The sequence below is a fragment of the Alcanivorax sp. HI0083 genome, assembly GCF_001635175.1.
On the sequence record NZ_LWFX01000437.1, the window covers coordinates 1 to 579 of the forward strand.

Annotated in this window: 1 protein-coding gene; it reads left to right on the forward strand. The window is 60.5% G+C overall.

All coding sequences use genetic code 11. The features are described 5' to 3' along the window. Positions 1-579: DNA polymerase (locus tag A3754_RS04495; protein WP_231880481.1), on the forward strand; the 579-nt coding region annotated here is incomplete at both ends.

The window sequence follows — 579 nt, forward strand, 5'->3', positions numbered from 1 at the left end:
GTGAAGAAGGCCGCAAGATTCGCCAGGCGTTCCTCGCTCCCAAAGGCAAAAAGATCGTCGCCTGCGATTACTCCCAAATCGAACTGCGCATCATGGCCCACCTGAGTGGCGACAAGGGCCTCACCGATGCCTTTGAAAAAGGCCTGGATATTCACCGCGCCACCGCCGCGGAAGTGTGGGACAAAACCCTGGAAGAAGTCAGCGACAACGACCGTCGCAATGCCAAGGCCATCAACTTCGGCCTGATCTACGGCATGAGCGCCTTCGGCCTGGCCAAGCAACTAGGCCTGCCGCGCAAGGAGGCCCAGGACTACATCGACCTCTACTTCGAACGCTACCCGGGCGTAAAACGCTACATGGAAGAAACCCGCGCCCAGGCCTCGGAACAAGGCTACGTGGAAACCCTGTTCGGCCGCCGCCTCTACCTGCCGGAAATCCGCAGCAGCAACGGCCAACGCCGCCAGGCCGCCGAACGCACCGCCATCAACGCCCCCATNCAAGGCACCGCCGCGGACATNATCAAAATGGCCATGATCAAGGTCCACGACTGGCTCGACACCACCGACTTTGATGCCAAGA